An 8,270-nucleotide genomic window follows, 5' to 3' on the forward strand; every position below is an offset into this window, starting at 1 on the left:
TCCCTTTCCCCCGTTATTTCTTTTTTTACGGGGCGGGGCCCGTTTGGGGGGGGTTGGGGGTCCCCCCCCAATACCCCGGGGGGGCCCCCCCGCGACCCGAACCCGCCGACGAAAGCCTTTCCGCCGGTGTCCAGATGGCCGGCGACCTGGCTGCCGCCATCGTGGGCGTCCCGCCCCTGGGCGGGGTCGCCGACGCGCTCATCCGGCCCCTCTACCAGGGGACGCTGCTGGCCTGGCACGCCGTCAAATCACAAGCACGTGAACACAACTCCGGTTGGTCACGACTGTTCGAGTACTTCGCCGACTCACCAGGTCGGGCGTACACGATCTCGGCGATGGCGGCCCTGCGCAAGGGATTCCACGACACCCGCTCCTGGTTCACCAACACCCTCACCGTCCGCGACGGCACACCGTTCGTCATCGGCGAGGACGGGCACTGGTGGCTCGGCGACCGCATCGGCGCCACCGCACCCGGCGATGACACCTACACCATCCGCATCGACCGCGTCCGCGAACTCACCCTCGCCTGGGACCGAGACCAATTCCCGGAATGGCAGCCAGTGATCGGTGATCCGACCAGCAACCGCGACCGCGCCCAGCACACCCTGGACATGGTCTCCGACCTCGTCTCCGGTATGCAGGAACTGGGCGTGCTCGCATGAGCGGGAGCGGCGGATCGCTCGTCATCGTCGCGGAAGCGGTCTCCTCAGCGCGCTGAGGACAGCAGCCAGAGCACGGAGCACGGCAGCGCGTTCCGCGGGCGGAACCCCTCGAACTCCGTATATGACGATCACGATCGTCGTGACCGACGCCGAGATAGCAGTGATGCTGGCCGTGAGTGCGGCCAGGACCATCAATGAAGTCATTTAAATTCCCTGCATGAGGCGGCATAGGTGCGCGCGGCGATAATTAAACAACACGGTCCGGCGAGTGGTCAAACGGTGGGTTAGTCTACCGAAAAGAAAAGCCTTCTAATCGCATACGCTGTAAACAGATTATGCGGCTGACCTGCGAAAATATCGCCACGAACCACCCGCGACTTCATTTGCAGTAATGCAGTAAACCCGCATTTCAGTAAAACCTGTAAATCCGGAAAACCTGTAAATACAGGAAAATGAGAACCCTGTAGATGTGGGAAACCTGCAACTGCGGACTCTTGCCAGCGCCGCGGAGACGCAGTCGCGCCAAGGAGGACAATTGTCCGACGGTCAGTTCCCCATTCGCGACAACTGCGACCCCACAGACCCCGAGGAAGCGTTCCTGTGGATGCTCGTCGGGCTCCCAGGGCTGAAGGGCGCGCCGCTGCTGCTGCCGGTACAGCACCTGCGGGCGGTGTCGCGGCGGTTGTGGGACTGCGGCGCGAGACCGGTCGAGGAGCCGGTCATCAAGTACCGGCCCCCACGTGCGGGGGATGCTCACTGGCTGCTCTCGCCCGGAACCTGGTCCGACGCCGACGAACCCGAGCCCGAAGAGGTCTTCGACGTCCGCAAGTTCGTCGCCGAACTCCCACTGCGTCAGCGTCAGCAGTTGGCGGCTGCACTCGGCCTCACTGGCACCGTCCCCGACCAGCCTGTCGAGCCACCGCCGCCGATGCTGCCGGTCACCGCACCGGTCAGCGTCGAGGCCACCGCCACCAACGACCCGGCACCGCAGTTCGACCCGACCCGACGCGGGGTAAAAGCCGTGCTCGCCTATCTGCGGCGCGCCGATCCGGCCGAACGCGAACGGGTCCTGGCCATCGAACGCCACTTCGGCAAAGCCCGTCCGGCGATCCTGTCCCGCTACCAGGACGCCCAATCCTGAAAACCGCTATTGGAAGGGAGTTTTCGTCATGTCCGCACGTTTCTGGCCTGTCCCGGCCGGGTTCTGGATCACTTCACCGTTCGGGCCGCGCGAGGACGGCTGGCATTTCGGTGCCGACTTCGGCTACCCCGGCGGCGCGGGCGACCGACCGGTGCACGCCTGCCAGGGCGGCACCATCACCCGCGCCGGACCCGCCCAGGGGTTCGGGTCGTGGGTGGTGATCGATCACCCCGATGGCGATGGCGGCGGCACAACCGTATACGGCCACATCCGTCCCGAAGTCGTTGTCGGACAGCGAGTGGAGGCCGGGCAGCGGATCGCGGCCATCGAACCCGACCGCGCCCGCAACGCCGGGGTGGCTCCGCATCTGCACCTGGAGTGGCACCGCGGCGTCTACAGCCCTCCCGGTCCCGACCGTCTCGACCCGCTGCCGCTCCTGGATGGCGCGGCCTATCCGGAAGGAGGATTCGCGATGCCCGAATTCGGCATCGACGTCAGTAACCACCAGGGCGCGTTCGACTTCGCCCAAGCGGCCGCCGAGGGCATGTCCTTCGCGACCCACAAGATCAGCCAGGGAACGTGGCAGGACCCACAGTGGCCGAGGGCCCGCGACCAGATGGGCGAGCACTTCGAGTTCTGGGGCGGCTACCTCTACTGCGACCTGCACACCCACCCCGACATCGAAGCAGACGCCCTCACCCGGTTCGCCGACACCAGCATCCCGATCCAGATCGACTACGAAGACCAGCGCAGGTTCACCTCCATCGGCGATCTGTGGGCGCGGGTGAACGCGATCACCGCGCGCGGATTCACTTTGCTGCCGATCTATCTGCCGCGCTGGTACTGGCGCGACTTCATGGGCTCTCCCGACCTGTCCGGGCTGCCGGTGCTGTTGTGGAACAGCTCCTACGTCCCCGGCGTCGGCGGCGCACCCCAGCTCTACCCCGGCGACGGGTACAGGGGCTGGGAACCGTTCGGCGGCAAGGAGATCGCGATTCTCCAGTTCTCCGAGAAGGCCGCGATCGGCGGCCAACTCATCGACGTCAACGCCATCCGCGGCGGCCGAAACACCGTCGCCGCACTCTTTGGAAGGAACGATATGCAGCTCACCGACATTGTCATCAACAAAGACGGCAACCCCGTCACCCTCGCCGACCTGCTCACCTCGATCGACATGCACGCCTCCTGGGTCGTCGACCAACTCGCCGGACCCGACTCCCGCCACCAACCCGGCCCCGCCCTCGATCCCACCGGCTGGCCCCAACTCGACGACAAATCCGTCGTCGATTCGGTCGCCTCCGCGCACACGAAGATCGACGCGGTCACCGCGACCCTCGCGGGGGTGCAGGACAAGATCCAGGTCATCCTGGAACACCTCGTCAACGACGCCTCGACCGGACGGCACCGCAAGCCGGAGGTAGACCAGTGAACCTCGGATGGCTCAACGCCGACATCGTCCAAGCATTCGGCGTCGCCCTCGCCACAGTGATCGGCGCGATCACCGCACGCCAGGCCGGGCAGGTCCGCCAACTCCAAGCACGTGTCACCGAGCTGGAGAACCAGGATCTCACCGATGCTGACCGCTACCGCACCCTCGTACGGCTGGTGCGACAGTTCCAGCGCCAGCGCGACGACCTCGCTACTACCGTCGCTCGCGCCGATCCGACCATGAAAGTCGCGGAGGCCCCGGCGATTCCGGATTGGCTCGCCGGTGATCTGTGACCTCTCCGAACCGGGAGACCCCGGACGGGTCCTGGAACCTCGGTGCGTTCCGGCACTTCCAGAACCAGTCGGTCGAGGACGCCAAAGCCGCTATCCGGGCCGGGGTGATCGGGGCCTACACGGGGGCGCAGAACGCGTACCGCCGCGAGGTCCGCCAACCGATCTTCCAACGACCCACCTACGAGCAGGTGCCCACCGATATCCCGTTGTGGGCCAATCTCACCGCCACCGACGACACCACCTTCCCCCTCGCCATGTTGGCGCGTCAGCCCGACGCGAATGGGTCGCTCACGCAGGCGCCGTTCTATCAACCCGCGTCCGGGTCGGTGGAAGTCGGGATGATCCGCACCCTTCGCGACCGCGAATACCGCCAAGTCGGGCTCCTGATCGGTCCGGCGGGGTGGTCGATGGTCAACAACGCCTACGTCATGGTCTACCGGTTCGAGGAGCCCACCGGGGACCTCCATTTGATCTGGGACACCGGCGACATCCGACCGGTCCTGACCAATGCCTCCACCCAGTACCGGTTCGACCTACCGACCATCGACGCCCGGCAGGGCGATGTGTACGGGGTCGGGTTCCTGTCGAACTACCTCGGCATCGGCTACAAACTCGCCACCGTCCCGCGCTGGGTGATCGAACAACCCGGCGGCACGCAGCCGCGGCAACCGTATTACTGGAGCCGCGGCGGCGACGGTGGCGGGCGCGGTCCCGGATTCCCGACCCCGCCATCGTTTCTGCGTGCTGATCATGTCGGCACCAACCACTGGTGGCCCTGGTTTCTCCTCGGCTGACATCACATCCCGCTGATGCATCGCGCCGGTCACCGCACCCCCGATCCGAAAGGCTCTATTCGTCATGCCCGCAACACCCCTGATCCTCAGCGAGCGCCTACACACCCCGCCTCGGCTGCGTACCCTGCGGTTCGGACGCTTCCGCCTGACCTACATCCCCGACGGCTACGTCGCCCTCAAACCCCGCGGCTGGCTACCCGACGCCACCGAAGCCGACTGGGCCACCAACACCGACTACCTCAACGCCGATGGTTACCTCGTCGCCGGACTCGGCGGCCTGCTCATCCAGCGCGGCCGCCGCGCCATCCTCATCGACGCCGGAGCCGGACCCATCGTCCTACCCGACGTCCACGAGAACCCGATGACCGGCGAACTGCGCTCCGGGGCACTACTGGACAGCCTCTCCCAGATCGACGGCCTCAAACGCATCGAAGGCATCGCGGTCACCCACCTGCACTTCGACCACCTCGGCTGGACACTCACCCCAGTCCCCGGACGGACACCGTTCGCGACCGCGCCGATCTACCTCGGCGAAGTCGAATGGGCCTGGTGGCGCTCACTCACCCCGGCCATGATCGACACCCTGCCGGGCTGGGCAAGGCCCAGTGTGTTGACCCGCCCGATCCTCGACACCATCGCCTCCCGGGTGCAGGTGGTCCACCACGGCAGCCGGATCTTCCCCGGCGTGCGCGCGGTCACCATCCCCGGCCACACCACCGGCCACACCGGCTACGAACTACGCTCCTGCGGCAAACGGATGCTCGTCTTCGGCGACGTGTTCCACTCACCGATCCAGATCACCCATCCGGAATGGGCGGTCGGAGCCGACTACGACCAGGCCGAAGCCATCACCCACCGCCAGGCACTGGTGAAAGACCTCGCCTCCAGCGGGGACCTGGCCTTCGGCATCCACTTCGCGGACGTGCCCTTCGGCCGCGTGCGCCGGGACCGGACCACCGGGCGCACCACCTGGGTACCCGCCGACTGAGACCGCATTAGCCGAGCGCCACGAGACCCGGCGCTCGGCTCCCTCGGAAGGTCCATCATGGTCGACTACCTCGGACACCGGCCCAACCGGTACACCATCCTGCTCACCCGCGGCGCGGCATTCGTCCAACGCTTCGAGGTCGTAGGTGGACCTCTGCCCGAGGGCACGACCTCCTGGCTCGACATCTACGACACCGACGACGAACTCCTCACCACCTGGCACCCCACAACCACCGGCCCGTCCGCCGTTGAATACCTGATCGACCCAGCCCACACCGCCGACATCGGCTACCGCACCCGCGCCGCCTACAACCTCTACCTCAACTACCCCGGTAGCCGCCTGCCCTACTGCTGGTTTCGCGGACCAGTCGTCCGAGACGACTGACACCCGCGAGACGAACCAACCCCCGCTCGCTGACACCGCGATTCGGCGCACCGTCTTCGCTACCACCCGAGGCCGACGACATCCGCACGCGCGTGACACCGCCGAGAGACCCTCGAATGGGCGGGTGGAAACTATCCACATGACGAACCCCACCGCCGTCTCGTTCGAGTACTCCCCGCAAGCGGGTGTTCACAGCATGTGGGTCATGTGGATCGACGGCGACCAGCACGATACCGATCCCATGAAAGAGCTCAGCGAGGTCGAATCCGAGATCGAAAACGTCGTCTACGAGCGCGCGGACGAAGCGCAAACCACCGTCGTCCGAGTGCTGGGTGCCCACGGCTGGCGCAAATTCGAGATGGCCAACGGCGACGTGATCGACTTCCGCTGGGAACACGCTCCGATCGACTATCGATGCAGCGGCTGCGGGTACGACACCAGCGACGAGGGATACATGGTCAACGACGCGGTATGGACGAAGGCGGGATTCACTGCCGGGTGGTTCTGCATCGGCTGTTTCGAGTCCGCTCTTGGCCGGCGCGTCGAGTCCTCGGCCTTCCTCGATCTGCCCATGAACACCGACCCTCGCCGACGGCGCTCCGAACGACTGCGTGACCGCCTTGGCGAGGTCGTGAAGACCGAACCGAAAGGCCCCTTGGTCACCTACGATGCGCCGATAGGCAGCGTGGATCTCGAAGCATTTGACGAGGAAGGCAATGCCATCGAGATCACAGGGTGCGACTATTGCTTGCCGTGGCGAGCGGAGGTGGTGTTCGCCGTCGAGGACAATCGACCGATGGTGCGGGAATGGCACGCAGCCGAATGCTCCCACCTTGTCTGGCTGCTCAAGGACGAAGACACCGACTGACAGCAGAGGATCGGCCAGTTCCCTGGTTCGAGTCCGCCCCGAACCCATCAGGTAACGATGAATCCTTCCGAGATCACTCATCGCACGGCACGGGCGCCCATCCCACAGACGCCGGTCGCCATCCGAGCGGCTCCGGACACGCCGACCTGTTCAGCCGCCCTACCGACGAGCCGCCGCGGCCCGCATAGTTTGCTACCCTCACCTCGAACGAGCCTCGGGGACAACATCTTTGGTCATCCTTAAGTCGCTCTTTTGTCCCGAATACATCCGAATACGGACGCATCCCATCGCATCACAGGGGAGGCATCGCGCCTGTTAGTGGCATAGATCCGAAGCTGATCGAAGGCAGGCGCATCGTGGTCCGTGATAACCAGAGATTGCAGGTTCAGATTCGGTTGGTGTGCCGGACATTCATGGTCGGTCTTGGATTGTCTTGACCAACTACGACCGCCCGGCGGGGTCAACTTCGATCTGATCGCGACAATCGGCGGGCGAGGTCGATGGTGCTGGCGGAACTACGAATCCGGCGTCTTCGACCATTCGCACGATTGCCTGTTTGATGATGTCGTTGATCTCCGTCGTAGTGAGTTCAAGCGGCGTTGTCACACCGATTGAGAGTAGGTCGAGCCTGGCGCGACGTGGTGATCCGAAATCCGAAAAGTTGATGTAGTCGAGCACATTGGCTTTGGTGTGGCTGTCGCTAGGTTGCCGCCGGTAGGTCTGGATGTAGATCTCCAGTCGTGGTGCACCGGCAGGGGGGAGCGAGAACAGGTCTTCGCTGGCGGCCAATGGCATGATTTGTGTTGCTAGCCACCATGCTTCGGTGAGGTACTCGATGACATTACTCGAGGTCAGAATCGTTCCTGTTGAGTTGGTCGGAGACGGGCACGTATTGGTGTTGATATGCAGGTCGACCGTGGCACACAGATCTGTGGTGAATCGACCATCCGGCAACATCAACAGCAAGCGCGTCTCCAGTCGTACTGCGGTGCCGTCGTGCCCTGTCGAGATGTGGTAGGCCGCAAACCGGCTGTTGTTGAGTCCGAACGGTCCATCCAGCTCTTCCCACGATCCGACCGCGCTGCTAGAGCTGTTTCCGTAGGCGAGCTGCTTCAGCAAGCGGACAACTCCTGAACTATCAGCCCCTGCCAGCAGTCGCCCTCGTCCGGAGCTGGAGATGCGCCATTCGTCGGCCGACAGCGGGATTCGCGCCGCGAGTCTTATTCGCAGGTCGGGCTCGTCGGCGCTAGATGTCCACGTATCGCGGTCTCTGAACGCCTCGCTGTCGAAGGCGATTGCTGGTTGCCACCGCACCGGCATGGAGCTGGCGTAACGGATGAGCCGACCACGTTTCGCCCATTTGCCGCCGACGAGCTCGACGCTTTCGGAGTCTGAGGAAACGTATCCGCCGTGTGCGTCTTTGCTAGCCAGGGGAAACCCGATACCGTTGGCGCCTCCGCCTGCGATCCCGTCACCGATCGACATGATGTCGCTCCAGACGTGTTGGGCGACGGGAACTACGTCGTGTCCGAACCGCGCACACAACACTGCGGGTTCCCCGCTGGGCCCGCCAGCGAAGTGTTGCACCCAGCCGAGTTCATGCTCTTGAACCTCGCCCCTGTCTGTCAGTCTGGGATGAGACAGGGGGACGCTGTACTCCTTTGAGGTAGACCAGGGCGAGACAGGAACGATCGAGCAGTGACGATGACCT

9 protein-coding genes are annotated in these 8,270 nt (G+C 64.7%); 8 read left to right on the forward strand and 1 reads right to left on the reverse strand.

The features are described 5' to 3' along the window. Positions 1 to 134 precede the first annotated feature (134 nt). The 8 genes from ABZS43_RS36170 (at position 135) to ABZS43_RS36205 (ending at position 6,559) form a co-directional block, all read left to right on the forward strand. The gene (locus tag ABZS43_RS36170; protein ID WP_355040519.1) at positions 135 to 662 is read left to right on the forward strand and encodes a hypothetical protein; all 528 of its coding nucleotides are present in this window, start codon (positions 135 to 137) and stop codon (positions 660 to 662) included. Between the two features lie 535 nt (positions 663 to 1,197). Continuing rightward, a complete protein-coding gene (locus ABZS43_RS36175; protein WP_355040520.1) occupies positions 1,198 to 1,803 on the forward strand; it encodes a DUF2744 domain-containing protein in 606 nt (201 codons plus the stop codon). 28 nt (positions 1,804 to 1,831) lie between these two features. Then, complete coding sequence (locus ABZS43_RS36180; RefSeq protein WP_355040521.1) at positions 1,832 to 3,232, forward strand: peptidoglycan DD-metalloendopeptidase family protein; 1,401 nt, start codon at positions 1,832 to 1,834, stop codon at positions 3,230 to 3,232. Continuing rightward, entirely contained in the window at positions 3,229 to 3,525 is a 297-nt protein-coding gene (locus ABZS43_RS36185; protein ID WP_355040522.1) for a hypothetical protein, read from the forward strand. Before ABZS43_RS36180 ends, ABZS43_RS36185 begins: the two co-directional genes overlap by 4 nt. Next, positions 3,522 to 4,319 (forward strand): hypothetical protein, encoded by a 798-nt coding sequence (locus ABZS43_RS36190; RefSeq protein WP_355040523.1) that lies wholly within the window; start codon positions 3,522 to 3,524, stop codon positions 4,317 to 4,319. Before ABZS43_RS36185 ends, ABZS43_RS36190 begins: the two co-directional genes overlap by 4 nt. Before the next feature lie 64 nt (positions 4,320 to 4,383). After that, the gene (locus tag ABZS43_RS36195) at positions 4,384 to 5,307 is read left to right on the forward strand and encodes an MBL fold metallo-hydrolase (RefSeq protein WP_355040524.1); all 924 of its coding nucleotides are present in this window, start codon (positions 4,384 to 4,386) and stop codon (positions 5,305 to 5,307) included. 57 nt (positions 5,308 to 5,364) lie between these two features. Then, positions 5,365 to 5,691 carry a hypothetical protein gene (locus ABZS43_RS36200; protein WP_355040525.1) on the forward strand — a complete coding sequence of 109 codons (327 nt, stop codon included), beginning with the start codon at positions 5,365 to 5,367 and terminating at the stop codon, positions 5,689 to 5,691. Positions 5,692 to 5,896: 205 nt separating this feature from the next. Continuing rightward, positions 5,897 to 6,559: a hypothetical protein gene (locus ABZS43_RS36205; RefSeq protein ID WP_355040526.1), complete on the forward strand. Its 663-nt coding sequence runs from the start codon at positions 5,897 to 5,899 to the stop codon at positions 6,557 to 6,559. Between the two features lie 441 nt (positions 6,560 to 7,000). Here the strand turns inward: ABZS43_RS36205 and ABZS43_RS36210 are convergent, their stop codons facing one another. Further along, complete coding sequence (locus ABZS43_RS36210) at positions 7,001 to 8,044, reverse strand: hypothetical protein (protein ID WP_355040527.1); 1,044 nt, start codon at positions 8,042 to 8,044, stop codon at positions 7,001 to 7,003. Positions 8,045 to 8,270 lie beyond the last annotated feature (226 nt).

Source organism: Nocardia sp. NPDC005366 (assembly GCF_040606855.1).
In the GTDB taxonomy this organism is placed as follows: domain Bacteria; phylum Actinomycetota; class Actinomycetes; order Mycobacteriales; family Mycobacteriaceae; genus Nocardia.